Raw genomic sequence first — 25,537 nt, forward strand, 5'->3', positions numbered from 1 at the left:
CTCGTGAGTACGGGCACAGCACAGGCGCAGACGGCGACGGGGACCGTGTGCGTGGTGCGGGATCTGGTCAAGACCTATCCCGCCGCCCGCAGTCGCCGCGGGGCACCCGCCACCCCCGAGGTGCGCGCCACCGACGGGATCAGCCTGGAAGTGCGGCGCGGCGAGATCTTCGGGCTCCTCGGACCCAACGGCGCGGGGAAGTCCACCCTGGTACGACAGCTCACCGGGCTGATGCGGCCCGACTCCGGCAGCGTCGACGTGCTGGGCCACGATCTCGTCCGCCATCCCGAACGCGCCTCCCGGCTGATCGGGTACCTCGGGCAGGAGTCCACCGCCCTCGACGAACTGACCGTGTCGCTCGCCGCCGAGACCACCGGACGCCTGCGCGGCCTCGCGGCACGGGAGGCCCGCGCCGAACGCGACGCCGTACTCGACGAACTCGGCCTCGCCGAGATCGCGGGGCGCCCCCTGAAGAAGCTTTCCGGCGGGCAGCGGCGGCTGGCCTGCTTCGCCGCCGTGCTGGTCGGCGAGCGGTCGGTGCTGGTGCTGGACGAGCCGACGACCGGGATGGACCCCGTCGCGCGGCGCGCCGTCTGGGCCGCCGTGGACCGCCGCCGGGCCGAGCGCGGCACCACGGTGCTGCTCGTCACCCACAACGTCATCGAGGCCGAGACGGTCCTCGACCGGGTCGCCGTGATCGAACGCGGCAGGGTCATCGCCTGCGACACGCCGACCGGACTCAAGGAACGGGTCGCCGGCGACGTCCGGGTCGAGCTGGTGTGGCGCGAAGGCGCGCCCCTGGAGGTGCCCGAGGTGGCCGCGCTGCGTGGCTCGGCCCAGGAGTCCGGGCGGCGCTGGGTGCTGCGGCTCGGCCCCGACGAGGCAAGGGCGGCGGTCGCCGCGGTGACCGGCGGCGCGGCCTTCGCCGCACTCGACGACTTCACGCTGGCGACACCCAGTCTGGAGGACGTCTATCTCGCGCTCGGCGGGGACGCGACCATGGGGCTGGTGAAGTCATGAGCGGGACGCGCGGGGCGACCGGGACGCCTGGGAGGCGCGGGGCGGCCGGGTGCCTGGCCGGGACGGGAGCGGCGGCCGGGTGCGTGTGCGTGGCCGGGCAGGGAGCGAAGAGGAGCAGCGCCAGGTGACGAGCATCGTTCCCGCGCAGGCGGTGACCGGACCCGTCCGGACCGCCGAGGACGGCCGTGCCGTCGGCGACGGTCCCGGACACGACGGGGCGGCCCCCGCACCGCTCGCTCCGCGGGCCCGGCTGTTCCCGTCGCTCGCGGCCGTCTACCGTGCCCAGCTGTCCAGGGCCAGGGTCGCCCGTATCCCGCTGCTCTTCGTCGCGACCTTCCAGTCCGTGGGGATCATGGTGCTGATGCGCGGGGTCGTCGACGGCGGCTCCGAGGCGCGGGCCGTCGTCGCGGGATCCAGCGTCCTCGTGGTGGCCTTCGTCGCGCTCAACCTGCTAGCCCAGTACTTCGGGCAGCTCCGTGCGGGCGGTGGGCTCGACCACTACGCCACGCTGCCCGTGCCGCCCGCCGCGGTGGTGCTCGGTGCGGCCGGGGCGTACGCCTCCTTCACCGTGCCCGGCACGATCGTCACGGCCGTGGCGGGGAGCGTGCTGTTCGGGCTGCCGCTGACGCATCTGTGGGTGCTCGTCGCCGTCATCCCGCTCTCCGGGGCGGCGCTCTCCGGGCTCGGCGCGGCGTTGGGGCTGCTCGCGCCCCGACAGGAGCTGGCCACGCTGCTCGGGCAGCTGGGCATGTCGGCGGCGCTGCTGCTCGGCGTCCTGCCGGCCGACCGGCTGCCCGCGCCGATCGGCTGGGCCCGTGATCTGCTTCCCTCGACCTACGGTGTGGAGGCGCTCTCCCGGTCCTTCGACGTCCACCCGGACTGGGCGGTCGTCGCACTGGACCTCGCAGTCTGCGCCGTCGTCGGTGTCCTGTCGCTGGCCGCGGCCGCCTGGGCGTACCGCAGGGCAGCGGTCCGGTGAGGCGCGGCACAGGTACGCCTGGCACGATGGCACGGTGACCGCACCTCTGACACCGCCCCACCAGCCCTCGTCCAACGACCCCTGGCAGACCCCGCCGAAATGGGGTGGGTCCGGTGGTCCCGGCGGCCCCGGCGTCCTGGCGGAGTCCGAGGGGGAGAACGACCGCCGGTCGGATCTGCGGCGGGCCGCTGCCATCACCCTGCTCGTGACCGTCTCGGGTGTCGTGCTCGGACTCCTCTGGGCGTGGCTGGCTCCGAAGGTCCCGCTGATCTCCGACGGCACGGCCGTCTACCTGAGTGACAGCGAGGGCGAGGAGGCGATCGGTGCCGACGGCACGTTCGTGCTCCTCGCGCTGGCATGCGGTGCGGTCTCCGCGGCGCTGGTCTTCTGGTTCCAGCGGCGTGGCGGGATCGCCCTGGTGGTGGGGCTGGCGCTGGGCGGACTGCTCGGTTCGCTGGTCGCCTGGCGGCTGGGCGTATGGCTCGGGCCGAACCAGGACGTGGTCGCGCACGCGCGGGCGGTCGGCAAGGGCGTGGTCTTCGACGCACCGCTTCGGCTGCGGGCGAAGGGGGCCGCGTTGCTCGTGTGGTCGCTGGGGGCGATGGCGGTTCATCTCGGGTTGACGGCGCTGTTCGGGCCGCGGGATCCGGAACCGGAGTGGGGCGCGTTTCCGGGGTGGTCCGCGGGTGGGCCCGTGCCGGGCGCGGGGCCCGCTGCGGGCCCCGCCGCTCCGGGTGCGGGCGTGCCGCCGGACGGGTCCTAGCCGGTCCGGGGAGGGCGGCCGCGGAGGCCGTCCCACCCGCCCCCTACTCCCGGCCGATCTCCGCGAACAAAGCTCCCGTGAGCGCGGCCAGATCCGTGGGGGCCAGCTCGACCTCCAGGCCGCGGCGGCCCGCCGAGACGCAGATGGTCGGATGGGACCGCGCCGAGGCGTCCAGCACCGTACGCAGCCGCTTGCGCTGACCCAGGGGGGAGATGCCGCCCCGCACGTACCCGGTGGTGCGTTCCGCCGCTGCCGGGTCGGCCATCGTGGCCCGCTTGCCGCCGACCGCCGACGCCAGTGCCTTGAGATCCAGAGAACCGGCCACCGGGACGACCGCGACGGTGAGGGTGCCGTCGACATCCGCGACCAGGGTCTTGAAGACCCGGTCGGGGGAGACGCCCAGTGCCTCGGCGGCCTCCTCGCCGTAGGAGGCCGAGGCCGGGTCGTGCTCGTAGGCGTGGACGGTGAACGCCGTGCCGGCCGCGGTCAGTGCGACCGTCGCCGGGGTGCCGCCGGATTGTTGCTGCTTCTTCGGCTTCTTCGCCACGGGGAAGGATCCTCGGGTCGGTCGTCAGTCAGTTGGGGTGGGTCGGGGCACGGGTCAGGTCCACCGCCGGCAGGGACGGCAGATGCCGGATGACGGCGGTCTCGGAGCGCAGCAGCGTCAGTTCCTCGCGCAGCCGGGTCGCGGTGTCGGGTGCCTGGAGCAGCCGCTGCTTCGACGGAATGTCGAGCACGGCCGCCGCCGCGACCAGGTAGGAGACGACGGACGGGTCGTCGGGAAGGTCCGCTCCCGTCGTCAGCGACCGTTCGCTCGCCCCGGCCAGCCGCTTCTGGTAGGCGCGGAAGGCCCGCAGGACACCCTCCGCGAGCGCGCCGGCCTCCTCGCCGGGCTTCTCGTCCAGCTCTTCGAGCTCGGCCGTCAGATAGGGGCCGCTCGCGTCGACGGAGAGCAGCTTGACCCGGGTGGTGCCGGTCGCGAGGACCTCGAAGCTGCCGTCCGGCCGTTCCCGGATCTTCGCCGCGTCGGCGATGCAGCCGACCCGGTGGAAGGTCTGGACCGGATCCGGGCCGAAGCCGTCGGCGGGACCGCGCTCGGCGCGGGTGTGCGTCACGGCCGGCATCCCGGTGTCCGTCGGGGCGGTCTCACGGCCGTCGCGGATCGCGACCACGGCGAAGCGGCGGGGCTCGTCGTCGGCGGTCTTCAGCAGCTCGCGCATCATGGCGCGATAACGCTCCTCGAAGACGTTCAGCGGCAGCACGAGGCCAGGGAACAGCACCGCGTTCAGCGGAAACAGAGGCAGGCGAGCGGTGGTCACAACGGTCAAGCGTAATGGCCGTGTGGTCCGCTGTGGTCGGCCCGGCCCGACGAGGGCGTCGCACAGGCCGCCCGGCGCCGCGCGTCGTCCCTCGTGTCGAGGAACCGGCCGAGCGGGTCGTCGGAGACCGACGACCACGGGAACGAGGCCGCATGCGGTCCGATCTGCCGGAACTGTTCCAGCGCCTCGTCCCAGCGGCCCCTGGCGACCAGCACGAACGCCAGCAGGTTGCGGGTCTCGGCCGGCCAGGGATCGCCCGGTGCGAACGAGGCGGACAGGGTGATCGCCAGGTCCGCCGCGGCGTCGATCCGTTCCTCCTGCACCGAGCTGGTCCGTACGGCCGGTCCCTCGACCAGCACGGCGAATGCGGCCCGCAGTGGCAGCGCCTGGACCAGCGAGCCGGGCAACGAGTCCTCGGCGGCCCGCTCGGCGAAGTCGAAGCACTCGCGGTGCGAGCCGTACCAGGCGGCGGAGAGGTACCGCAGGGCCGCGACATGGCAGCCGTAGTGGTGCGAGGAGCGCTGGATCGCCTGCTCCCACAGCGCCTCGAAGGTGGTGTGCGTGGCGTGGGTGCCGCGCGCGTGGTCGAGCGCGAGCCGCCAGGGCACCGGATCGCGCGGATCGGCGTCGGCCGCCGCGGTGATCAGCGGTCCCAGCTCGCGCAGCTGCTCGGCCCGCACCGGTGACTCCCAGGCCCGGCGGACCGCCAGTTCGGCCTTGACGAGCAGCGCGTCCGGGTCGTGCGGCGCGGCGGCGAGCCAGTCGGTCAGCCAGGCGTCGCGGTTGCGGGCGAAGGTCACGAGCCGGCTGAGGTAGCGGTCCCGGTTCTCCCACTCGGCGCCGTCCCGGGTGGTGGCGAGGAGTTTCGCGGCCGGTTCGTACTCGCCGAGGGCGGCGGCGACGAGCGCCGGGGAGAGTCGCTCGTCGGGGGCGTCGAGCAGCACCGCGTCGTCCGGCGGCAGCCCGGCGAACCCCTGGGGGGAGCGCCGGATCGTGCGCGCGGTACGGAGCAGAACACGAAGGAAAGGCATGGTGCAGACCATTGAAAAGCGCTGGTCGGGGCGGCGCCAGAGGGGCACTGTGAAGAGTTGGTGCCGAGTGAATGGGTTGTACCGGGCCTGGTCAATAAAAAGTAAAGGAAAGTGCGGAATCTGGCTTGTTCTTGATGCTCCGGCGTGGGCTGCCCGCACATGGGACCGGGCTGATCCGAACGAGAGGCCCTGGGCACCCGGCCGTCGTGACGGTGCCCGCGCAAGGGCGACGGTCCGCTCGGACGGTCGCCCTGTGCTCGTCGGTCCGCCCCTTCGTGGCCGGATTCCGCTCAGCCGCGGCGCAGCAGCCGTGAAGCGCCGGCCGCGACCGTCGTGGCCAGTATCCAGCCCAGCACGACGAGCACCGCCGCCACCCACTGCCAGCCGCCCTCCATCCGCCAGTAACCGTCCTGGCCGAGGTTGATCACCGGCACCAGCAGGTCGAGGGCGTACAGCGCCGGGTTCCACTCCGGATGCTCATCCTGTTTGATCGCCGCCGGGACGTGCCGGGAGAAGGCCAGCGTGCCCGCCGCCCACAGCACCGCCATCCACACCGCGGCCCGCCCCGGCCGGTAGCCGTACGCCACCGTCCAGTCCTGCAGGAAGCCCCAGAGCTTCGCGGCGGGCGGCAGCGTCTCGCGCCGCCGCCGCTGCTTGGCCAGCAGCACCTCGCGGGCGTCCGCGTCCTCACCACAGCTGCGCAGCACCGTCGCGAGGCGTTCGTACGGCTCGGGTACGTACTCCGGGGTCGCCGCCGCCACCCACTCCAGGCGCCGGGAGAGCGGGAAGTGCCCGTACGGGACGAGGCTCTCGTACACGAAACCGCCCATCGCCAGCCCGCCGGGCCCCGGCCAGCTCGTCGACACGTCGATCAGCGTGACGACCCTCGCGCCGTTCAGGACGACCCGGCCCTCCTCCGGCCGCTCCGCGTTGAAGCGCAGCTCCGGAGTGACGATCCGGCGCAGCGACAGCTCCTCGTGCCGGGCCAGTACGAACCGTGCCTTGTGCAGATCGACCGCATCGCCGAACCGGCCGTCGTCCAGACGCACCCCGCCGCGGCACTCGAAGAACTGCGAACGCGTACCGCGCGCCGGGGTCGGGGCCATGACGATCCCGTACGGGGGAGTGGTGCCCTGGTTCCCGGTGTCGATGCTCACCCACGCCTCGCTCATGTACAGCGTGCGCTCCACCGTCAGCTGCGGGGCGTTCAGCGCGCGCCGCCCCTCCCTGCCGCGCAGCCGGCTGCCGCGCAGACTCAGCGAACCGCCGACCTTCGCCCCGCGCAGACTCAGCTCGCCGCGCGCCTCGACCAGTTCCGCCTGCAGGTCCTGGGCGACCGCCAGCCCGTCGGCGGCCAGGGCGCGCCCGTTGCGGTCGGGGCCGATCTCGATCTGGTTGATCAGCAGATCGGTGCCGATCTGGGCGTCGGTGAGCCGGATGCCGTGAGCGACGCGGCAGCGCGGCAGATGCAGATCTCCCTCGGTGCGCAGCCGCGCCGCCTCCAGCCGCGGCATCGCGCAGCCGACGATCCGCAACGTCGTGAAGTGGCATTCGGGCAGCACCACCTCGCTCTCGAAGCGGCAGCCGGTCAGCTCGACGTACGGCGCGACGCGCCCGCCCGCCAGATCCAGTGTTCCCGTGATCCGCACGCCCCGGAGCTTCAGCGCGGCGACCCGGCCGGGCCGCGGCGGAGGACCGGACAGCAGCAGCCGGGCGACGACGCGCCCGTCCACACTGCGTTCGGGTCCCCAGACACGCGGGGCGAACGGATCGTCCTGCGCCGGGTCGCGGGCGCGCAGATCGTAGGTGCTGCCGTTCCTGAAGGCCTGCCACATGCCCAGCTCGGCCGCGCTGAGACCGTCCGGAAAATCGCCGTCGTACGGTTCGGTCACGGGTGCCCCTTCCGCTCGGAGCCTTTCTTCCCTCTGGTGTTCCCTCTGGGTGACGAAGTGAACGCTATTGGTCAGGAGTGACGCCCGGGGCACGTATCAGCCAGTGATACGGGCGACCGGACGCCGTAGGCGGTCTGCGAGAATTGCGGTGTGATCTCTCGAATCGATCTGCGCGGCAACGCCCTCCCCGAGGGTGGAGCCCTGCGCGACCTGCTGCCCCGTGCCGAGTTCGACGTGGAAGCCGCCCTGGAGACGGTGCGGCCCATCTGCGAGGACGTACGCCATCGTGGCTCGGCGGCAGTGATCGAGTGGGGGGAGAAGCTCGACGGCGTACGGATCGAATCGGTCCGTGTTCCGGCCGCGGCGCTCACCGAGGCGCTGGAGCGGCTCGATCCCGCCGTGCGGGCCGCGCTGGAGGAGTCGATCCGCCGCGCCCGCCTCGTCCACGGCGAGCAGCGCCGCACCACGCACACCACCCAGGTCGTCCCCGGCGGCACCGTCACCGAGAAGTGGGTGCCGGTCGAGCGCGTCGGGCTGTACGTGCCGGGCGGGCGCTCCGTCTACCCGTCGTCCGTCGTCATGAACGTCGTTCCGGCCCAGGAGGCGGGCGTCGAGGGCATCGCCGTGGCCTCGCCGCCGCAGAAGGACTTCGGCGGTCTGCCGCACCCCACCATCCTCGCCGCCTGCGCCCTGCTCGGCGTCGACGAGGTGTACGCGGCCGGCGGCGCCCAGGCCGTCGCGATGTTCGCGTACGGAACGGCCGAATGTCTTCCGGTGAACCTCGTCACCGGCCCCGGCAACATCTATGTCGCCGCCGCCAAGCGTCTCCTCAAGGGCCGGATCGGCATCGACGCCGAGGCGGGCCCCACCGAGATCGCGATCCTCGCCGACTCCACCGCCGACCCGGTGCACGTCGCCGCCGACCTGATCAGCCAGGCCGAGCACGACCCGATGGCCGCCGCCGTCCTGGTCACCGACTCCGAGGAACTGGCCGCCGCCACCGAGGCCGAGCTGAAGCCCCAGGTCGCCGCGACCAAGCACGTCACCGACCGGATCGAGCCCGCACTGGCCGGCCGCCAGTCCGCGATCGTCCTGGTCAACGACCTGGAGGACGGCCTCAAGGTCGTCGACGCGTACGCCGCCGAGCACCTGGAGATCCAGACCGCCGACGCCGCCGCGCTCGCCGACCGGGTGCGCAACGCCGGGGCGGTCTTCGTCGGCCCGTGGGCCCCCGTCTCGCTCGGCGACTACTGCGCCGGCTCCAACCACGTCCTGCCCACCGGCGGCTGCGCCTGCCACTCCTCGGGCCTGTCGGTGCAGTCCTTCCTGCGCGGCATCCACATCGTCGACTACACGCGTGACGCGCTCGCCGAGGTCACCCACCATGTCGTGACCCTCGCCGAGGCGGAGGACCTCCCCGCCCACGGCGCCGCGCTCAAGGCCAGGTTCGGCGGAGAGGTTCCGCAGCAGTGACGCACAGCAACACCCCTCGCACGACCACGCGCATCGACGATCTCCCGATCCGCGACGAACTGCGCGGCAAGTCCCCGTACGGGGCGCCGCAGCTCGACGTACCCGTGCGACTGAACACCAACGAGAACCCGTACCCGCTGCCCGAGGCGCTCGTCGAGCGGATCGCCGAGCGCGTCCGCGAGGCCGCCCGTGACCTCAACCGCTACCCCGACCGGGACGCCGTCGAGCTCCGCACGGAACTGGCCCGCTACCTCAGCCGCACCGCCGGGTACGAGGTCGCTCTCGCCAACGTCTGGGCGGCCAACGGCTCCAACGAGGTGCTCCAGCAGCTGCTGCAGACCTTCGGCGGCCCCGGCCGCACCGCGATCGGCTTCGAGCCCTCGTACTCCATGCACGCCCTCATCGCCCGGGGCACCGGCACCGGCTGGATCTCCGGGCCGCGCAACGAGGACTTCACCATCGACGTCGACGCGGCCCGGAAGGTCATCGCCGAGCACCGGCCCGATGTCGTCTTCATCACCTCGCCCAACAACCCCACCGGCACCGCCGTCGACGCCGAGACCGTTCTCGCGCTGTACGACGCGGCCCAGGCGGCCGGACCGTCGATGGTCGTCGTCGACGAGGCGTACGGCGAGTTCAGCCACCACGCCTCGCTGCTCCCGCTGATCGAGGGCCGGCCGACCATGGTGCTCTCGCGGACCATGTCGAAGGCGTTCGGCGCCGCCGGACTGCGCCTCGGCTACCTCGCCGCCGACCCGGCCGTCGTCGACGCGGTCCAGCTGGTGCGGCTGCCGTACCACCTGTCCTCGGTCACCCAGGCCACCGCGCTCGCCGCCCTGGAGCACACCGATACGCTGCTCGGATACGTCGCCCAGCTGAAGCGCGAGCGCGACCGGATCGTCACGGAGCTGCGCGCGCTCGGGTACGACGTCACCGACTCGGACGCCAACTTCGTCCAGTTCGGCCGCTTCGCCGACAGCCACGCCGCCTGGCAGCGGATCCTCGACCAGGGCGTCCTGGTCCGGGACAACGGCGTACCGGGATGGCTGCGGGTCTCCGCGGGCACCCCGGCAGAGAACGACGCGTTCCTCGATGCGGCACGCACGCTTGTAAATGAGATCGCCAAGAAGGAGCACGACGCATGACTCGCGCGGCCCGCGTAGGAAGAGTCGAACGCACCACCAAGGAAACCTCGGTGCTCGTCGAGATGAACCTCGACGGCACCGGCAAGGTGGATGTGTCGACCGGGGTCGGTTTCTACGACCACATGCTCGACCAGCTCGGCCGGCACGGGCTCTTCGACCTCACGGTCAAGACCGACGGCGACCTGCACATCGACTCGCACCACACCATCGAGGACACCGCCCTCGCGCTCGGAGCCGCGTTCAAGCAGGCCCTCGGCGACAAGGTCGGCATCTACCGCTTCGGCAACTGCACCGTCCCGCTGGACGAGTCGCTCGCCCAGGTCACCGTCGACCTCTCCGGCCGCCCGTACCTGGTGCACACCGAGCCCGAGAACATGGCGCCCATGATCGGCGCGTACGACACGACGATGACCCGGCACATCCTGGAGTCCTTCGTCGCCCAGGCCCAGATCGCCCTGCACGTCCACGTGCCGTACGGGCGCAACGCCCACCACATCGTGGAGTGCCAGTTCAAGGCGCTCGCCCGCGCCCTGCGCTACGCCAGCGAGCACGATCCGCGCGCCGCCGGGATACTCCCCTCCACGAAGGGCGCGCTGTGACCGGCCTCAACACCATCCTGATCGTCGTCGGCCTCTTCCTGGCCGGCGGCGTCTACTCCTTCGCGAAGCAGGGCATGCCCAAGGGCGTCGTCGTCCTGCTCTCCATCGCCTCCGTGATGTGCCTGGTGGCAGGCATTCTGCGGATCCAGGGACTCTGGGACTGAGGAACGAGCTGTGAGCGACAACAAGAAGGTCGTCGTCTTCGACTACGGCTTCGGCAACGTCCGCTCCGCCGAGCGGGCCCTCGCCCACGTCGGCGCGGACGTCGAGATCACCCGCGACTACGAGAAGGCGATGAACGCCGACGGGCTGCTGGTGCCCGGCGTCGGCGCGTTCTCCGCCTGTATGGGCGGGCTGAAGAAGGCCCGCGGCGAATGGATCATCGGCCGCAGGCTCTCCGGCGGTCGCCCCGTCATGGGCATCTGTGTCGGTATGCAGATCCTCTTCGAGCGGGGCATCGAGCACGGCGTGGAGACGGCGGGGCTGGACGAATGGCCCGGCACCGTCGCCCCGCTGAAGGCCCCGATCGTCCCGCACATGGGCTGGAACACCGTGCGGTCCCCCGAGGACTCCCAGCTCTTCGCGGGTCTCGACCTCGAGGCCCGGTTCTACTTCGTGCACTCCTACGCCGTGCACGACTGGAGCCTGGAGGTCACCAACGCCAAGATCCGTGCGCCCCGGGTCACCTGGGCCACCCACGGCGAGCCGTTCGTCGCCGCCGTGGAGAACGGCGCCCTGTGGGCCACCCAGTTCCACCCCGAGAAGTCCGGCGATGCCGGCGCCCAGCTGCTGACCAACTGGATCGAGACGCTGTAATGCCGAAGCTTGAACTGCTCCCCGCCGTCGACGTCCGCGACGGCCAGGCCGTCCGCCTCGTCCACGGCGAGTCCGGCTCCGAGACCTCCTACGGTTCCCCGCTGGAGGCCGCCCTCGCCTGGCAGCGTGCCGGGGCCGAGTGGCTGCACCTCGTCGACCTGGACGCCGCCTTCGGCACCGGGGACAACCGTGCGCTGATCGCCGAGGTGGCCGGCGCCATGGACATCAAGGTCGAGCTCTCCGGCGGCATCCGCGACGACGCCTCGCTCGCCGCCGCCCTCGCCACCGGCTGCCGCCGGGTCAATCTCGGCACCGCCGCCCTGGAGGCCCCGGAGTGGGTCGCCGAGGTCATCGCCGAGCACGGTGACAAGATCGCCGTCGGCCTCGACGTCCGCGGCACGACGCTGCGCGGCCGCGGCTGGACCCGCGACGGCGGCGACCTCTACGAGACACTCGCCCGCCTCGACTCCGAGGGCTGCGCCCGCTACGTCGTCACCGACATCGCCAAGGACGGCACGCTCCAGGGGCCCAACCTGGAACTCCTGAAGAACGTCTGCGCCGCCACCGACAAGCCCGTCGTCGCCTCCGGCGGCGTCTCCTCGCTGGACGACCTGCGGGCCATCTCCTCGCTCGTCCCGGACGGCGTCGAGGGCGCGATCGTCGGCAAGGCGCTGTACGCCAAGGCGTTCACCCTCGAAGAAGCGCTGCAGGTGGTCTCCGGATGAGCGACTCCGTCAACCGCATCTCCTCCGGCGCCCCCTGGGAGGAGAGGTTCGGCTACTCCCGCGCGGTCGAGCTGCCGAACGGCCTCGTCCTGGTGGCCGGCTGCACGGCGGTGGAGAACGGGCAGATCTCCGCGGGCGGCCCGTACGAGCAGACCGTCACCTCCTTCAAGGTCGCCTTCGACGCGCTGAAGCAGCTCGGTCTGGGCCGGGAGGACGTCGTCCGCACCCGGATGTACGTCACGCACGCCCGGGACGTGGACGAGGTCGGCCGTGCCCACAAGGAGCTCTTCGACGACGTCCGCCCCGCCGCGTCGATGATCATCGTGTCCGGTCTGGTGGACCCGAGCCTGGTCGTCGAGGTCGAGGTCGAGGCGTACCGGGGAGGTGCGCGGTGAGCCTCGCGGTGCGCGTCATCCCGTGCCTGGACGTCGACAACGGCCGGGTCGTCAAGGGCGTCAACTTCCAGAACCTGCGCGACGCGGGCGATCCCGTCGAGATGGCGAAGCTGTACGACGCCGAGGGCGCCGACGAGCTGACCTTCCTCGACATCACCGCGTCCAGCGGTGACCGGGAGACCACCTACGACGTGGTGCGCCGCACCGCCGAGCAGGTCTTCATCCCGCTCACGGTCGGCGGCGGCGTCCGGACCGCCGACGACGTCGACACGTTGCTGCGGGCCGGTGCGGACAAGGTCGGTGTCAACACCGCGGCCATCGCCCGCCCGGACCTGATCCGGGAGATCGCCGAGCGCTTCGGCCGCCAGGTCCTGGTGCTCTCGGTGGACGCCCGGCGCACGCCGACGGGCACCTTCGAGGTCACCACGCACGGTGGCCGCAGGGGCACCGGCATCGACGCCGTCGAATGGGCGCACCGGGCCGCCGAGCTGGGCGCGGGCGAGATCCTGCTCAACTCGATGGACGCCGACGGCACCAAGGACGGCTACGACACCGAGATGATCGCGGCGGTCCGGGAGCACGTGACCGTCCCCGTCATCGCCTCCGGCGGCGCGGGCCGGCTCGCGGACTTCGCGCCGGCCATCGCGGCGGGGGCCGACGCGGTACTCGCCGCGTCCGTCTTCCACTTCGGCGATCTGCGGATCTCCGAGGTCAAGGGCGCGCTCAGGGAGGCCGGACACCCGGTCCGCTGACCGCCGCACCCGTCGATCGCCGGACGGAGCCGAGAAATCGGCTCCGTCCGGCGATCGTCGTTCCGGGACCGTCTGCTCGCCGATCGAGGCACCACCACCGCCACCCCCGGAATCCCACAACATTTATTGTGCAATAAAGATTGCGCAAGTTTTCTTTTCTATCTAGCGTGTGCGGCATGGCAAGCAATGAATCGCGCCGGATCTCGGATCTGGAGACCTTGAAGGCGTTCGGGCACCCCCTGCGGATGAAGCTGTACCGGGCGCTCTACATCTCCCGTAAGGCCACCGCCTCCCAGCTCGCCGAGCAGGTCGACGAGGCCGTCTCGCTGGTCAGCTACCACCTGCGCAAACTCGCCGACCACGGCCTGATCGAGGAGGCCGAGCAGCAGGGCAGGGACGGCCGGGAGCGCTGGTGGCAGCCCGCTTCCAAGGGACTGTCCTTCCACGAGGAGGACTTCAGCGACGCACCCGAGAAGGCCGCCACGCACGCCGCGGTCGGCCGGCTCTCCTTCGACCAGCGCAGCGAGCTGTACCGCCGCTACCTCGACTCGGCCCAGAGCTGGCCGCAGGAGTGGCGCGGCGCCGCCTCCGGCTCCGAGTACCTGGCCCGGCTCACCGCCGAGGAGCTCACCGCGCTCAGCCGCGAGGTGCACGAACTGATCGACCGGTACGAACAACTCGGCCGTGCCCGCGACGAGGCCGGAGACACGGAAGGCCGCGAGAACGTCGCCGTGCACCTGTACACCTTCCCGTTCCGCACCTGACCCGCCGTCCCGGGAGGACGACCTTCATGACCGTCACCGGCACGACCGCGCAAGCCCCCGAACGCCCCGCCCACCGCGACGGCAACGTCCTGCGCTGGCTCGGCGCCTACGCCGCCTCGATGATCGGCGACAGCGTCTACTACATGGCCCTCGCCTGGGCCGCCGCCCGCAGCGGCAGCGCCACCCAGGCCGGACTCGTCCTCGCCGTCGGCTCCATACCCAGGGCCCTGCTGATGCTCGGCGGGGGAGTGCTCGCCGACCGGATCGGCCCGCGCCGCGTCGTCATCGGCAGTGACGCCGCCCGCTGCCTGGTCGTGCTGGGTCTGGCGGGCACTCTGCTGCTCACCTCGCCCGCCGTGTGGATGCTGATCGCCGTCGCGCTCGTCTTCGGTGTGGTGGACGCCCTCTTCCTGCCCGCCGTCGGCGCCCTGCCACCCCGGATCACCGCCGCCGGACAGCTCGCCCGCGTCCAGGGGCTGCGCGGACTCGCCTCCCGGGCCGCCAACGTCGTCGGAGCCCCGCTCGGCGGGGTCGCGGTGGCCGGCGGCGGCCCGACCCTCGCGTTCGCCGCGGCCGGCATGCTCTTCGCGTTGTCCCTGCCGCTGCTCCTGTCCCTGCGGGTCGGCCCACTGCCCGCCCGGGAGACCGCCGAACCGTCCGGCACCGCCTGGCACGAACTGGTGGACGGGCTGCGCCACATCCGCCGTCACCCGGTGCTCGGACCGCTGATGCTCGCCGTCGCCCTCAGCGAACTGGGCTTCGCGGGGCCGCTCAACCTCGGGCTGATCCTGCTCGCCCGCGAGCGCGGCTGGGGCGCCTCCGGCATGGGCTGGATCGTCGCCGCGTTCGGGATCGGCGCCGGTGCGTCGGCCCTGGTGCTCGCGGTGCGCGGCCGGGTCCCGCGGGCCGGGCTCGTGATGTGCCTGATGGTGCTGATCGGCGCGGTCGCCATAGCGGCCCTGGCCTACACGCCCTCGCTGGGCCCCGCCGTCGCCGTCGCCGTCGGCATCGGGCTCTTCGCCGGCCTCGGGGGCTCCCTGTGCGGCGCCCTGATCCAGACGGTCACCGAACCCGCCTATCTGGGCCGGGTCACCTCGGTGTCGACGCTCTTCACCCACGCGATCGCACCGCTCGGCTACCCGGTCACGGGAGCCGCTGTCGCCGCCTGGGGGACGGGCCCGGTCTTCGTCGCCAGCGCCGCGGTGTGCGCGGCGGGGGCGGTGGCCGCTCTGACCTTCACCCGGTTGCGCCGCGCGGAACTCCCGGGCCGACCCGTCCCCGTACGCGCTACATGCCCAGTTCGGCCGTGTGCAGCCGGGCCACCGCCTCCGTGTCGCCCTCCAGCCCCACCGTCGCCGCGTCCTGCCGGCCGAACACGAAGAGCAGCAGCTCGCCCGGCTCGCCGGTGACCGTCACGACCGGGGTGCCCTTGTGCGCCACCGCCGTCTGGCCGTCCGGGCGGCGCAGCACCAGCCCCACCGGGGACTTGCGGCCCAGCAGCCGGGCCGTCCGCTCCGCGCGGGACCACAGCACATCGGCGAAGACCGGGTCCAGCTCCCGCCGCGACCAGTCCGGCTGTGCCCGGCGCACATCTTCCGCGTGGACGTAGAACTCGACGGTGTTGGCGGCCTCGTCGATCTGCTTCAGACCGAACGGGGACATCCGCGGCGGACCGGTACGGATCAGCTGGATCAGCTCCTCGTACGGCTTCGCCGTGTACTCCGCCTGCACCCGTTCGAGGCGGTTCTTCAGCACGCCCAGCAGCGCGCCTCCCGCCGCGTCCGGCCGGCGCTCGCGGACCACCACATGGGCGGCGAGGTCCCTGGTCGTCCAGCCCCGGCACAGAGTCGGGGCCTCCGGTCCCGCCGCCTCCAACAGGTCGGCGAGCAGAAGTCGTTCGCGCTTCGCATGGGTCGACATGCTCGCCAGCGTACGACCGTCGCACGCGGTCCGCCCAGTGGACGCCGCACGGAACCGCTCCCGCGACCACGGCACAATGGGCGCATGACCAGCGCGCCCACGCCCAGCACCCCGCCGCCGTCCGGCAACCTCGACCCGGCCATCGCCGCCCGCCTCAAGCGCGGCGCCGACGGGCTCGTCCCGGCCATCGCCCAGCAGTACGACACCGGCGAGGTGCTGATGCTCGGCTGGATGGACGACGAGGCGCTGCACCGCACCCTCACCACCGGCCGCTGCACCTACTGGTCCCGCAGCCGTCAGGAGTACTGGGTCAAGGGCGACACCTCGGGCCACGTCCAGCAGGTCAAGTCCGTCGCCCTCGACTGCGACGCCGACACCGTCCTCGTCAGGGTCGACCAGACGGGTGCCGCCTGCCACACCGGCGACCGCACCTGCTTCGACGCCGACGTCCTCCCGCTCGCCCAGTAGGGTCGGCCGCCATGGATCTCGATACCTTCCGCAAGCTGGCCGTCGAACGGCGCGTCATCCCTGTCAGCCGCCGGCTCCTCGCGGACGGCGACACCCCCGTCGGCCTCTACCGCAAACTCGCGGGCGAGCGCACCGGCACCTTCCTCCTGGAATCCGCGGAGAACGGCCGCAGCTGGTCGCGCTACTCCTTCATCGGGGTACGCAGCGCCGCGACCCTCACCGCGCGCGACGGGCAGGCCCACTGGCTGGGCACCCCGCCCGTCGGGGTCCCCGTCGACGGTGACCCGCTGCAGGCCCTGCGCGCCACCATCGAGACCCTGCACACCCCGCACGACCTGGTCGTCGACGACGGGCTGCCCCCGTTCACCGGCGGCATGGTCGGCTATCTGGGCTACGACATCGTGCGCCGCCTGGAGAAGATCGGCGACAGCGCGGAGGACGACCTGCACCTCCCCGAGCTGACGATGCTCCTCACCTCGGACCTGGCCGTGCTCGACCACTGGGACGGCAGCGTCCTCCTGATCGCCAACGCGATCAACCACAACGACCTCGCGACCGGCGTCGACGAGGCGTACGCGGACGCCGTCGCCCGTCTCGACGCCATGGAGCGGGACCTCTCGCGGCCTGTCGAGAACAGCCCCGCCGCCCTGCCGCCGTCCGAGCTCCCCCCGTACACCGCTCTGTGGGGCGGCACGGCGTACCAGGACGCCGTCGAGGACGTGAAGGAGCGCATCAGGGCCGGCGAGGCCTTCCAGGTCGTTCCCTCCCAGCGCTTCGAAACCCCCTGCACGGCAAGCGCGTTGGACGTCTACCGGGTGCTGCGCGCCACCAACCCGTCGCCGTACATGTACCTCTTCCGCTTCGACGGCTTCGACGTCGCGGGCTCCAGCCCGGAAGCCCTCGTCAAGGTCGAGGACGGACGTGCGATGGTCCACCCGATCGCCGGAACCAGGCACCGCGGCGCCACCCCGCAGGAGGACCAGGCCCTCGCCGACGAACTCCTCGCCGACCCGAAGGAGCGCGCCGAGCACCTGATGCTCGTCGACCTCGGCCGCAACGACCTCGGGCGGGTCTGCGAACCCGGCAGCGTCGAGGTGGTCGACTTCATGTCGATCGAGCGGTACTCGCACGTGATGCACATCGTCTCCACCGTCACCGGCCGGGTCGCCGAGGGCCGCACCGCCTTCGACGTCCTCACCGCCTGCTTCCCCGCGGGCACCCTCTCCGGCGCCCCCAAACCCCGTGCGATGCAGATCATCGAGGAGCTCGAACCGACCCGCCGCGGACTGTACGGAGGCTGCGTCGGCTACCTCGACTTCGCCGGGGACTCCGACACCGCCATCGCGATCAGGACCGCCCTGCTCCGCGACGGCACGGCGTACGTCCAGGCCGGAGCGGGGGTCGTCGCCGACTCCGACCCGGTCGCCGAGGACACCGAGTGCCGCAACAAGGCCGCCGCGGTGCTCCGCGCGGTGCATACGGCCAACCGGCTCCACGGCTGACGAGGCGGTAGGGGATAGTGGGGTATGTGAGTGCTGTTCCCGTACCCCAGCCCCGTGCCCGAGCGGCCACCGCCGACGCCACGGGAAGCCGCCGCAGCCTGGCCGCCGGACTGCTCCTCGGCGCGGCCGGTGCCACCGTCGTCCTGCTCGCCTCCGGCCAGACCTGGGCCGAGGGCCGGGCGGCCGTCGGCGGCGGCTCCCTGCCGCTGGCCGCCGACGGTCAGGACGTCACCGGTCTTCCGGCGGCCCTGGCCATCGTCGGCCTGGCCGCCCTCGTCGCCGTCTTCGCCGTCCGCAACAGCGGGCGGCTGATCGTCGCGGGGCTCCTCGCCCTCAGCGGCCTCGGTGCCGGACTGAGCGCCTGCCTCGGCGCCTCCGACAGCTCGGCGCTCGACGAGAAGGCCGCGCAGACCACCGGCGACACCGCGGCGACCATCGGTGCCCTCAGCTACACCGCGTGGCCCTACGTCACCGCGGCCGGCGGCCTGCTGATCCTCCTCGCCGGACTGCTCGCCCTGCGGTACGGGAAGCTCTGGCCCACCATGTCGGGACGGTACGAACGGGACGGCACCCCCCGCCCCCGCAAGGCCGCCCGCACCGCCCCGGACCCGGACCGGCCCGAGGACCTGTGGAAGGCCCTGGACCGCGGTGAGGACCCGACGCACGAGGCATGACCCCCGGCTCACGCCGTACCCGCGCGTACGGGACAATGAAGCCGAGCTTTCTGCACAGCGGCACCAACAGCGGCACCAGCTTTGCGTACAGCGATACCAACAGTGCATCACCAACAAGGAGCAACTCATGGCGGGCAGCAGCCACGGACACACCCCGGCCGCCTGGACCGGTGTCATCATCTCCTTCATCGGCTTCTGCGTCGCGGGCGTCTTCCTGGTCGCGGCCAACCCGATCGGCTTCTGGGCCGGTATCGCCGTCGTCTTCCTCGGCGGGATCGTCGGCATGGCGATGAAGGCGGCGGGCCTCGGCATGCCGAAGGAGTCCGAGGAGATGGCCCGGGCCAGGGCTCGCGCCGCGCAGGCCCAGATCTCCTGACGCACGCGGCAACGCGACACCCCCTGCGTGTGCGAGGCGCAGCCCGACCGGGCTGCGCCTCTACGCGTCAGCGGGGACAATCACCGAGTGGACGCATCGCCTACCCCAGCCGCAGCGCCGTCGGCGCCGGGCCCCCGGCCCGCCTCCGGCCCCCCGCCGATGTCCGGACAGCCGCCGACGTCCGGCCGGCCGTCCCCGCCCGTCTTCCCTCCGGCCCCGGTGCCCGCCTCACGGATCCGGCGGCTCGCCGTCCCGGCGGGGGTCATGGCCGCGGTCATCGGCGCCTTCGGGTACGTCGGCGCCGTCGACCCCAATCAGCCGGGCCACTACCCGGTCTGCCCGCTGCTGCGGTTCACCGGTCTGTACTGCCCGGGGTGCGGCGGGCTGCGCAGTGCCCACGCCGTCGCTCACGGCGACATCGCCGCCGCCCTCGGCTCCAACGCGCTCGCCGTCGTCGGCTACGGGGTCTTCGCCGTCCTCTGGGCGGTCTGGACGGCCCGCGCCGCCCGGGGAAGGCCCATGACCATCGCCGCGAAACCCGTCGTCTGGTGGGGGATCGGGGCCGTGCTGCTGATCTTCTCAGTCGTCCGGAATCTTCCGTTCGGATCGGCGCTGGCGCCTTGAATGCCCAGGTAGTGGGACATTCGCCGACTGGATTCGAGCCCTTCGCCCTCCTGCGGATAGCATTGACATGGCTGATCCTGTTCCCTCATCACCGTCCCGGAAGGGGGCCGCTCGCGTGAGTGTGCTCGACGAGATCATCGACGGCGTACGCGCCGACCTCGCAGAGCGGCAGGCGCGTGTCAGCCTCGACGAGCTGAAGGAACGCGCGGCGCGCGCTCCCGCGGCCAAGGACGGAGCCGCCGCCCTGCGTGGCGAGGGCGTGACCGTCATCTGCGAGGTCAAGCGCTCCAGCCCCTCCAAGGGGGCTCTCGCCGCCATCGCCGACCCGGCCGCGCTCGCCGCGGACTACGAGGCGGGCGGCGCGTCCGTCATTTCGGTGCTCACGGAGGGGCGCCGCTTCGGCGGTTCGCTCGCCGACCTGGAGGCCGTCCGCGCCAAGGTCGACATCCCGGTCCTGCGCAAGGACTTCATCGTCACCTCCTACCAGCTCTGGGAGGCCCGCGCCCACGGTGCCGACCTCGCCCTGCTGATCGTCGCCGCCCTCGACCAGGAGGCCCTGGTCTCCCTGATCGAGCGCGCCGAGTCCATCGGTCTGACGCCGCTGGTCGAGGTGCACGACGAGGAGGAGGCGGAGCGCGCCGTGGACGCCGGGGCGAAGGTCATCGGTGTCAACGCCCGCAATCTGAAGGACCTCAAGGTCGACCGCTCCACCTTCGAGCGCGTCGCCCCCGAGATCCCCGACCACATCGTCAAGGTCGCGGAGTCCGGCGTCCGCGGTCCGCACGACCTGATCGCGTACGCCAACGCGGGCGCCGACGCGGTGCTCGTGGGCGAGTCCCTGGTCACCGGCCGCGACCCGAGGGCCGCCGTCGCCGACCTGGTCGCCGCGGGCGCCCACCCGGCGCTCCGCCACGGGCGGGGCTGACCCGCACCATGTCCGCCGATCGTCCCGTGCTCCGCACCCCGCCGCGCCTGCGCCTGGCCGTGGTGACGGCTGCCCGGGACCCGCACGCGCCGCTGGCGCGCGGCTGCCGCCCCCGCGGCTGCCGCGCCCCCGCGCGCCGGGTGCACGGCCGGCGCGTGCGGTACGTGATCGGCGACGAGCCCGGCCAGGTCAACGGCATGCGATGGCGCACGGGGTCCGCGCTGTAGCGAGCCCCGGCCGACGTACCCGCACCACTCCTGTCGTACGTACGACCGCACCGCCCGACCGTTTCCGGTCGCGGTGGCGCTTCGCTCACGGCGCATACGGTGAACCCACCCATTGCGATGTCGAGGAGCACGTCGGATGTCATCTGACTTCTTCATCCCGGACCCGGAGGGTCTGATCCCCAGCGCCGAAGGCTACTTCGGAGCGTTCGGCGGCAAGTTCATCCCGGAGGCGCTCGTCGCCGCCGTGGACGAGGTCGCCGTCGAGTACGACAAGGCGAAGGCCGACCCGGCCTTCGCCGCCGAGCTCAACGAGCTCATGATCAACTACACCGGCCGCCCCAGCGCGCTGACCGAGGTCCCGCGCTTCGCCGAGCACGCGGGCGGTGCCCGGATCTTCCTCAAGCGCGAGGACCTGAACCACACCGGCTCGCACAAGATCAACAACGTGCTGGGCCAGGCGCTGCTCACCAGGCGCATGGGCAAGACCCGGGTCATCGCCGAGACCGGTGCCGGACAGCACGGTGTCGCCACCGCGACCGCCTGTGCGCTCTTCGGCCTCGAATGCACCATCTACATGGGTGAGATCGACACGGAGCGGCAGGCGCTGAACGTGGCGCGCATGCGGATGCTGGGCGCCGAGGTCATCGCCGTGAAGTCCGGCTCCAGGACGCTGAAGGACGCCATCAACGAGGCGTTCCGCGACTGGGTCGCCAATGTGGACCACACGCACTACCTCTTCGGCACCGTCGCGGGACCGCACCCCTTCCCCGCCATGGTCCGCGACTTCCACCGCGTCATCGGAGTCGAGGCCCGCCGCCAGATCCTGGAGCGGACCGGTCGGCTGCCGGACGCCGCCATCGCCTGCGTCGGCGGCGGCTCCAACGCCATCGGACTCTTCCACGCCTTCATCCCGGACGCCCATGTCCGGCTGATCGGCTGCGAGCCCGCCGGGCACGGGGTGGAGACCGGCGAGCACGCGGCCACCCTGACGGCGGGCGAGCCCGGCATCCTGCACGGCTCGCGCAGCTACGTCCTCCAGGACGACGAGGGCCAGATCACCGAGCCGTACTCCATCTCGGCCGGTCTCGACTACCCGGGCATCGGCCCGGAGCACGCGTACCTCAAGGACATCGGCCGCGGCGAGTACCGTGCGGTCACCGACGACGCCGCCATGCAGTCGCTGCGCCTCCTCTCCCGTACCGAGGGGATCATCCCGGCCATCGAGAGCGCCCACGCGCTGGCCGGGGCCCTGGAGGTCGGGAAGGAGCTCGGCAAGGACGGACTGCTCGTGGTCAATCTGTCCGGCCGCGGCGACAAGGACATGGACACGGCGGCCCGCTACTTCGGGCTGTACGACGGGGTCGTCGAGGCCGATGTGGCCGATGGGGAAGAGGAGGTCACCAAGTGAGCGGCAATGTGGAACTGCTGAGTTCCTCCCTGGCGCGGGCCAAGGCGGAGAACAGGGCCGCGCTCATCGCGTACCTGCCGGCCGGCTTCCCGACCGTCGACGGCGCGATCGCCGCCGTGAAGGCGGTCGTGGCGGGCGGCGCGGACGTCGTCGAGGTGGGGCTGCCGCACAGCGACCCGGTGCTCGACGGACCGGTCATCCAGACCGCCGACGACATCGCCCTGCGGGGCGGCGTGAAGATCGCCGACGTGATGCGCACGGTCCGCGAGGCGTACGAGGCGACGGGCGTCCCGATCCTCGTCATGACGTACTGGAACCCGATCGACCGGTACGGCGTCGAGCGCTTCACCGCCGAACTCGCCGAGGCGGGTGGTGCCGGATGCATCCTGCCCGACCTGCCGGTCCAGGAGTCCGAGCTGTGGCGCGAGCACGCCGACAAGCACGGTCTCGCGACCGTCTTCGTCGTCGCGCCGAGCAGCAGGGACGAGCGCCTCGCCACCATCACCGCGGCCGGCTCCGGCTTCGTCTACGCGGCCTCGCTGATGGGGGTCACCGGCACCCGTGAGTCGGTCGGCGAGCAGGCCCAGGAGCTGGTCGGGCGCACCCGGGCCACCACGTCCCTCCCGGTCTGCGTCGGCCTCGGCGTCTCCAATGCCCGGCAGGCCGCCGAGGTCGCCGGTTTCGCCGACGGGGTGATCGTCGGCTCCGCCTTCGTCAAGAGCATGCTGGACGCTCCCGACGAGGAGAGCGGCCTGGCCGCGGTCCGCTCCCTGGCGGGCGAACTCGCCGAAGGCGTTCGAAAGCGCTGAATCGGGTGTAATCCAAACGGGTGGACCTGGACCGGGGAGGCACGCGCGTGCCTCCCCGGTTCGTTGCTGCGGGTGTGAGCGAGAAGAACGAACAGGGAAAAAGGGCCGCGCGAGACCGGCTCGTCCAGAAGCGTGAGCGCGAGAAGGCGCACGAGCGCCGCAGGCGCGCGCTGATCGTCGGCGGCGCCGTGGTGGGTGTGCTGGCGCTGGCCGCCGTCGTCGGCGTGATCGCCGCGAACACGGGCGGCAAAAAGAGCAGCACGGCGGGCCCCGTCGTCGCACCGTCCGGTGCGACCGGCAAGGACGGCCTGGCCATCCAGGTCGGCTCGGACGACGCCCCGTCCACGCTCACCGTCTGGGAGGACTTCCGCTGTCCGGTCTGCGCCCAGTTCGAGAACGTGTTCCGGGACACCATCCATCAGCTGGAGAGCACCGGACAGATCAAGGTCGAGTACCACCTCGCCACGCTCATCGACGGCAATCTCGGCGGCAGCGGCTCGCTGCGGGCGGCCAACGCGGCGGCCTGCGCGCAGGGCGCGGGCAAGTTCTCCGCCTACCACGACGTCCTCTACCGCAACCAGCCGCAGGAGACCGACGACGCCTTCGGCGACAACGCCAAGCTGATCGAGCTCTCCGGGAAGGTCCCCGGACTCGACACCCCCGCCTTCCGCAGCTGCGTGGACGACGGCAAGCACGACGGCTGGGTCCGGAAATCCAACACGGCGTTCCAGAACGGCGGATTCCAGGGCACGCCGGCCGCGCTGCTCAACGGTGAATCGATCTTCCCGAAGAAGGGGAACGAACCGCTCACCGCGGCGAACCTGAAGAAGTGGGTCGCCGAGGCCAACAAGGGCAAGAAGCCGGGCGCGGTCACACCGGCGCCGTCGCACTCCTGAGCGTTGGTCCGGCAGGGTGAATCCATGACCGGCCTGTTACCCATACGTTGTCGGGTGGGTTGCCGTGGGCCCCACCCGGCAAGGTAGCGTCGACCCTGCCATGGACCTTGCCTACATTCCCAGTCCGTCGACCGGCGTGATCGATCTCGGCCCGATCCCGCTCCGCGGCTACGCGTTCTGCATCATCATCGGCGTCTTCGTCGCCGTCTGGTTCGGCAACAAGCGCTGGATCGCCCGGGGCGGCAGAGCCGGCACCGTCGCCGACATCGCCGTCTGGGCGGTGCCCTTCGGCCTCGTCGGCGGACGGCTCTACCACGTCATCACCGACTACCAGCTGTACTTCAGCGACGGTGAGAACTGGGTCGACGCCTTCAAGATCTGGCAGGGCGGCCTCGGCATCTGGGGCGCGATCGCGCTCGGCGCCGTCGGTGCCTGGATCGGCTGCCGCCGCCGCGGGATCCCGCTGCCGGCCTGGGCCGACGCGCTCGCCCCCGGTATCGCGCTGGCCCAGGCCTGCGGCCGCTGGGGCAACTGGTTCAACCAGGAGCTGTACGGCAAGCCGACCGATGTGCCGTGGGCGCTGAAGATCAGCGAGGGCCCCAACAGGGTCGCGGGTACGTACCACCCGACGTTCCTGTACGAGTCGCTGTGGTGCATCGGCGTCGCCCTGCTGGTGATCTGGGCGGACCGCCGCTTCAAGCTCGGTCACGGCCGGGCGTTCGCGCTGTACGTCGCCGCGTACTGCGCGGGACGCGGCTGGATCGAGTACATGCGGGTCGACGAGGCCCACCACATCCTGGGCGTACGCCTCAATGTGTGGACCGCGGGGATCGTGTTCCTGCTGGCGGTCGTGTACATGGTGATCTCGGCGAAGGTGCGTCCGGGGCGCGAGGAGGTCGTGGAGCCGGACGCGGTGGACGCCGAGGACGGCGAAGCCACGAAGGACGGCGAGGGCGCCGATGCCATGAAGGACGGCGACGCCCCGGGTCACGCGGACGGAGCGGTCGCGTCCGACACGGACACGGGTCCTGGGACGAACACTGCCGAGCGTGCCGACGATCCCGATGACAGTGCCGCGAAGGCGCCGGAGAAGAACGGCGCCGCGGAGGCGGCGAAGAACGGCTGAGCCGTACGTTCGTCACGTGTGGGGCCCCGAACCGCCTGGTTCGGGGCCCCACACGTGTCCTCGCCGCCGGACGGGCGGGCCCGCAGCGGATCCCCCGGCCCGTCACCCCGGCCGCACGGCCAGCGCCAGCGTGCGGCGGGCCGAGGCCACCACCGCCGCGTCGACGAACCGGCCGTCCGGCAGGGCCAGCGCGCCCTCGTCCGTCACGGCCGCCTCCACGATCTCGACCGCCGCCTCGACCTCCCGCGCCGTCGGGCGGAACGCGCGCTCGATGACCGGGAGCTGGCGGGGATGGATCGCCGCCCGGCCCAGGAAGCCCAGCGCCCGGCCGCGCGTGCAGGACGCCCACAGGCCGTCCAGGTCCCGCACGTCCGTGAACACCGACTGGGCGGGTGGCACGAGTCCGGCCGCGCGGGCGGCGACGACGACCCGGCTGCGCGACCAGTCGAGCCCGGCATCGTCCCGTACCCCCAGATCGGCCCGGAGGTCGGCCTCGCCCAGGGCGATGGAGCGCACCTGGGGATGGGCGGAGGCGACCGTGTAGGCGTGCTCGATGCCGAGCGCCGATTCCAGCAGCGGACAGAGCGCGACCCCCGGCGCCACGGCCGCGATGTGGTGGACTGTGGCCGCGTGCGTGATCTTCGGCAGCCGGAATTCGGCGAGCCCCGGCAATCCGGTCAGGGCGACGACATCCGCCTCGGTGTGGACCCGGACATGGATCGGCACGGCGGTGTCCGACACCGGCTCGGACAGCAGCTCGGCGGTGGCCGACCGCGCGTACTCCTTGCGGTCCGGTGCGACCGCGTCCTCCAGATCGACGATCACCACGTCCGCGCCCGCGTCGCGTGCCTTGCGCACCACTTCGGGCCGGTCCCCGGGCACGTACAGGAAGGTGAGGGGGACCATCGC

The 25,537-nt window shown here is 72.2% G+C and carries 29 protein-coding genes and 1 pseudogene; 24 read left to right on the forward strand and 6 right to left on the reverse strand.

Translation table 11 applies throughout. The features are described 5' to 3' along the window. The first annotated feature begins 45 nt into the window (after window positions 1–45). The 3 genes from ACIOHC_RS33895 to ACIOHC_RS33905 all read left to right on the forward strand — a co-directional run bounded on the left by ACIOHC_RS33895 (window position 46) and on the right by ACIOHC_RS33905 (window position 2,762). Window positions 46–1,020, forward strand: a complete 975-nt coding sequence (locus ACIOHC_RS33895; RefSeq protein WP_351086623.1) for an ABC transporter ATP-binding protein — start codon at window positions 46–48, stop codon at window positions 1,018–1,020. 250 nt (window positions 1,021–1,270) lie between these two features. Continuing rightward, window positions 1,271–1,999 (forward strand): ABC transporter permease, encoded by a 729-nt coding sequence (locus tag ACIOHC_RS33900; RefSeq protein WP_351086625.1) that lies wholly within the window; start codon window positions 1,271–1,273, stop codon window positions 1,997–1,999. A gap of 34 nt (window positions 2,000–2,033) precedes the next feature. Then, on the forward strand, window positions 2,034–2,762 hold the full coding sequence (locus ACIOHC_RS33905) for an ABC transporter permease (RefSeq protein ID WP_401845303.1): 729 nt from the start codon (window positions 2,034–2,036) through the stop codon (window positions 2,760–2,762). A gap of 43 nt (window positions 2,763–2,805) precedes the next feature. On the opposite strand, the gene ybaK is transcribed toward ACIOHC_RS33905, so the two are convergent. From ybaK to ACIOHC_RS33925, 4 genes are all read right to left on the reverse strand, one after another. Then, window positions 2,806–3,309 (reverse strand): Cys-tRNA(Pro) deacylase, encoded by a 504-nt coding sequence (gene ybaK, locus ACIOHC_RS33910; RefSeq protein ID WP_351086601.1) that lies wholly within the window; start codon window positions 3,307–3,309, stop codon window positions 2,806–2,808. A gap of 28 nt (window positions 3,310–3,337) precedes the next feature. Further along, a complete protein-coding gene (locus ACIOHC_RS33915; protein WP_351086603.1) occupies window positions 3,338–4,081 on the reverse strand; it encodes an LON peptidase substrate-binding domain-containing protein in 744 nt (247 codons plus the stop codon). A 5-nt stretch (window positions 4,082–4,086) separates the two neighbouring features. Beyond that, window positions 4,087–5,124, reverse strand: a complete 1,038-nt coding sequence (locus tag ACIOHC_RS33920) for a hypothetical protein (protein WP_351086627.1) — start codon at window positions 5,122–5,124, stop codon at window positions 4,087–4,089. 278 nt (window positions 5,125–5,402) lie between these two features. Next, complete coding sequence (locus ACIOHC_RS33925; protein WP_351086605.1) at window positions 5,403–7,004, reverse strand: oxidoreductase; 1,602 nt, start codon at window positions 7,002–7,004, stop codon at window positions 5,403–5,405. A 150-nt stretch (window positions 7,005–7,154) separates the two neighbouring features. Between ACIOHC_RS33925 and hisD the strand changes: the two genes are divergently transcribed. From hisD to ACIOHC_RS33975, 10 genes and pseudogenes are all read left to right on the forward strand, one after another. Beyond that, on the forward strand, window positions 7,155–8,477 hold the full coding sequence (gene hisD, locus ACIOHC_RS33930; RefSeq protein WP_365690217.1) for a histidinol dehydrogenase: 1,323 nt from the start codon (window positions 7,155–7,157) through the stop codon (window positions 8,475–8,477). Then, window positions 8,474–9,622: a histidinol-phosphate transaminase gene (locus tag ACIOHC_RS33935; RefSeq protein ID WP_376218527.1), complete on the forward strand. Its 1,149-nt coding sequence runs from the start codon at window positions 8,474–8,476 to the stop codon at window positions 9,620–9,622. The genes hisD and ACIOHC_RS33935 overlap by 4 nt, the downstream gene beginning before the upstream one ends. Then, window positions 9,619–10,221, forward strand: a complete 603-nt coding sequence (hisB, locus tag ACIOHC_RS33940) for an imidazoleglycerol-phosphate dehydratase HisB (protein ID WP_351086611.1) — start codon at window positions 9,619–9,621, stop codon at window positions 10,219–10,221. Before ACIOHC_RS33935 ends, hisB begins: the two co-directional genes overlap by 4 nt. Next, a complete protein-coding gene (locus ACIOHC_RS33945; protein WP_351086613.1) occupies window positions 10,218–10,385 on the forward strand; it encodes a hypothetical protein in 168 nt (55 codons plus the stop codon). Before hisB ends, ACIOHC_RS33945 begins: the two co-directional genes overlap by 4 nt. Before the next feature lie 10 nt (window positions 10,386–10,395). Then, window positions 10,396–11,037, forward strand: a complete 642-nt coding sequence (gene hisH / locus ACIOHC_RS33950) for an imidazole glycerol phosphate synthase subunit HisH (protein WP_401845307.1) — start codon at window positions 10,396–10,398, stop codon at window positions 11,035–11,037. After that, window positions 11,037–11,762 (forward strand): bifunctional 1-(5-phosphoribosyl)-5-((5-phosphoribosylamino)methylideneamino)imidazole-4-carboxamide isomerase/phosphoribosylanthranilate isomerase PriA, encoded by a 726-nt coding sequence (priA, locus tag ACIOHC_RS33955; RefSeq protein ID WP_351086617.1) that lies wholly within the window; start codon window positions 11,037–11,039, stop codon window positions 11,760–11,762. The genes hisH and priA overlap by 1 nt, the downstream gene beginning before the upstream one ends. Next, on the forward strand, window positions 11,759–12,157 hold the full coding sequence (locus tag ACIOHC_RS33960; RefSeq protein ID WP_351086619.1) for a RidA family protein: 399 nt from the start codon (window positions 11,759–11,761) through the stop codon (window positions 12,155–12,157). Before priA ends, ACIOHC_RS33960 begins: the two co-directional genes overlap by 4 nt. Further along, the gene (hisF, locus tag ACIOHC_RS33965) at window positions 12,154–12,909 is read left to right on the forward strand and encodes an imidazole glycerol phosphate synthase subunit HisF (RefSeq protein WP_351086621.1); all 756 of its coding nucleotides are present in this window, start codon (window positions 12,154–12,156) and stop codon (window positions 12,907–12,909) included. The genes ACIOHC_RS33960 and hisF overlap by 4 nt, the downstream gene beginning before the upstream one ends. 176 nt (window positions 12,910–13,085) lie before the next feature. Beyond that, window positions 13,086–13,673, forward strand: a complete 588-nt coding sequence (locus tag ACIOHC_RS33970; RefSeq protein WP_389637263.1) for an ArsR/SmtB family transcription factor — start codon at window positions 13,086–13,088, stop codon at window positions 13,671–13,673. A 26-nt stretch (window positions 13,674–13,699) separates the two neighbouring features. Beyond that, window positions 13,700–14,938: pseudogene (locus ACIOHC_RS33975) on the forward strand (MFS transporter); the annotation flags it as partial. Between the two features lie 22 nt (window positions 14,939–14,960). Here ACIOHC_RS33975 and ACIOHC_RS33980 read toward each other — a convergent pair. After that, complete coding sequence (locus tag ACIOHC_RS33980; protein WP_351086859.1) at window positions 14,961–15,593, reverse strand: TIGR03085 family metal-binding protein; 633 nt, start codon at window positions 15,591–15,593, stop codon at window positions 14,961–14,963. A gap of 84 nt (window positions 15,594–15,677) precedes the next feature. On the opposite strand from ACIOHC_RS33980, the gene hisI reads away from it, so the two are divergent. The 11 genes from hisI (at window position 15,678) to lgt (ending at window position 24,628) form a co-directional block, all read left to right on the forward strand. Further along, entirely contained in the window at window positions 15,678–16,061 is a 384-nt protein-coding gene (hisI, locus tag ACIOHC_RS33985; RefSeq protein ID WP_342286399.1) for a phosphoribosyl-AMP cyclohydrolase, read from the forward strand. Between the two features lie 11 nt (window positions 16,062–16,072). Further along, complete coding sequence (locus ACIOHC_RS33990; protein WP_351086861.1) at window positions 16,073–17,563, forward strand: anthranilate synthase component I; 1,491 nt, start codon at window positions 16,073–16,075, stop codon at window positions 17,561–17,563. 17 nt (window positions 17,564–17,580) lie between these two features. Further along, entirely contained in the window at window positions 17,581–18,237 is a 657-nt protein-coding gene (locus ACIOHC_RS33995) for a TIGR02234 family membrane protein (RefSeq protein ID WP_351086863.1), read from the forward strand. A gap of 127 nt (window positions 18,238–18,364) precedes the next feature. Further along, window positions 18,365–18,613, forward strand: a complete 249-nt coding sequence (locus ACIOHC_RS34000) for an HGxxPAAW family protein (RefSeq protein WP_351086865.1) — start codon at window positions 18,365–18,367, stop codon at window positions 18,611–18,613. Window positions 18,614–18,700: 87 nt separating this feature from the next. Continuing rightward, window positions 18,701–19,237 carry a DUF2752 domain-containing protein gene (locus tag ACIOHC_RS34005; protein ID WP_389637258.1) on the forward strand — a complete coding sequence of 179 codons (537 nt, stop codon included), beginning with the start codon at window positions 18,701–18,703 and terminating at the stop codon, window positions 19,235–19,237. A gap of 115 nt (window positions 19,238–19,352) precedes the next feature. Continuing rightward, window positions 19,353–20,162 carry an indole-3-glycerol phosphate synthase TrpC gene (trpC, locus tag ACIOHC_RS34010; protein WP_351086867.1) on the forward strand — a complete coding sequence of 270 codons (810 nt, stop codon included), beginning with the start codon at window positions 19,353–19,355 and terminating at the stop codon, window positions 20,160–20,162. 8 nt (window positions 20,163–20,170) lie between these two features. Beyond that, a complete protein-coding gene (gene trpM / locus ACIOHC_RS34015; RefSeq protein WP_351086869.1) occupies window positions 20,171–20,389 on the forward strand; it encodes a tryptophan biosynthesis modulator TrpM in 219 nt (72 codons plus the stop codon). Between the two features lie 136 nt (window positions 20,390–20,525). Further along, window positions 20,526–21,797: a tryptophan synthase subunit beta gene (gene trpB / locus ACIOHC_RS34020; protein WP_401845312.1), complete on the forward strand. Its 1,272-nt coding sequence runs from the start codon at window positions 20,526–20,528 to the stop codon at window positions 21,795–21,797. Then, window positions 21,794–22,606, forward strand: coding sequence for a tryptophan synthase subunit alpha (gene trpA, locus ACIOHC_RS34025; protein WP_351086873.1), 813 nt, complete (start codon window positions 21,794–21,796; stop codon window positions 22,604–22,606). The genes trpB and trpA overlap by 4 nt, the downstream gene beginning before the upstream one ends. Window positions 22,607–22,680: 74 nt before the next feature. Further along, the gene (locus ACIOHC_RS34030) at window positions 22,681–23,502 is read left to right on the forward strand and encodes a thioredoxin domain-containing protein (RefSeq protein WP_351086875.1); all 822 of its coding nucleotides are present in this window, start codon (window positions 22,681–22,683) and stop codon (window positions 23,500–23,502) included. 100 nt (window positions 23,503–23,602) lie between these two features. Continuing rightward, window positions 23,603–24,628: a prolipoprotein diacylglyceryl transferase gene (lgt, locus tag ACIOHC_RS34035; RefSeq protein ID WP_351086877.1), complete on the forward strand. Its 1,026-nt coding sequence runs from the start codon at window positions 23,603–23,605 to the stop codon at window positions 24,626–24,628. A 102-nt stretch (window positions 24,629–24,730) separates the two neighbouring features. On the opposite strand, the gene ACIOHC_RS34040 is transcribed toward lgt, so the two are convergent. Further along, window positions 24,731–25,534 carry a CoA ester lyase gene (locus ACIOHC_RS34040; RefSeq protein WP_365690298.1) on the reverse strand — a complete coding sequence of 268 codons (804 nt, stop codon included), beginning with the start codon at window positions 25,532–25,534 and terminating at the stop codon, window positions 24,731–24,733. Between the last annotated feature and the right edge of the window lie 3 nt (window positions 25,535–25,537).

Source organism: Streptomyces sp. NPDC088252 (assembly GCF_044740965.1).
Taxonomy (GTDB): domain Bacteria; phylum Actinomycetota; class Actinomycetes; order Streptomycetales; family Streptomycetaceae; genus Streptomyces.

Excerpts from the sequence above, each read along its gene's own strand:
- ACIOHC_RS33990 (WP_351086861.1), top strand. The coding sequence starts at position 16,073 with ATGGATCTCGATACCTTCCGCAAGCTGGCCGTCGAACGGCGCGTCATC.
- ACIOHC_RS34040 (WP_365690298.1), bottom strand. The coding sequence starts at position 25,534 with ATGGTCCCCCTCACCTTCCTGTACGTGCCCGGGGACCGGCCCGAAGTG.
- ACIOHC_RS33980 (WP_351086859.1), bottom strand. The coding sequence starts at position 15,593 with ATGTCGACCCATGCGAAGCGCGAACGACTTCTGCTCGCCGACCTGTTG.
- trpB (WP_401845312.1), top strand. The coding sequence starts at position 20,526 with ATGTCATCTGACTTCTTCATCCCGGACCCGGAGGGTCTGATCCCCAGC.
- ACIOHC_RS34000 (WP_351086865.1), top strand. The coding sequence starts at position 18,365 with ATGGCGGGCAGCAGCCACGGACACACCCCGGCCGCCTGGACCGGTGTC.
- ACIOHC_RS33960 (WP_351086619.1), top strand. The coding sequence starts at position 11,759 with ATGAGCGACTCCGTCAACCGCATCTCCTCCGGCGCCCCCTGGGAGGAG.
- ACIOHC_RS33970 (WP_389637263.1), top strand. The coding sequence starts at position 13,086 with ATGGCAAGCAATGAATCGCGCCGGATCTCGGATCTGGAGACCTTGAAG.
- hisB (WP_351086611.1), top strand. The coding sequence starts at position 9,619 with ATGACTCGCGCGGCCCGCGTAGGAAGAGTCGAACGCACCACCAAGGAA.
- ACIOHC_RS33920 (WP_351086627.1), bottom strand. The coding sequence starts at position 5,124 with ATGGTCTGCACCATGCCTTTCCTTCGTGTTCTGCTCCGTACCGCGCGC.
- lgt (WP_351086877.1), top strand. The coding sequence starts at position 23,603 with ATGGACCTTGCCTACATTCCCAGTCCGTCGACCGGCGTGATCGATCTC.
- trpM (WP_351086869.1), top strand. The coding sequence starts at position 20,171 with ATGTCCGCCGATCGTCCCGTGCTCCGCACCCCGCCGCGCCTGCGCCTG.
- hisI (WP_342286399.1), top strand. The coding sequence starts at position 15,678 with ATGACCAGCGCGCCCACGCCCAGCACCCCGCCGCCGTCCGGCAACCTC.
- priA (WP_351086617.1), top strand. The coding sequence starts at position 11,037 with ATGCCGAAGCTTGAACTGCTCCCCGCCGTCGACGTCCGCGACGGCCAG.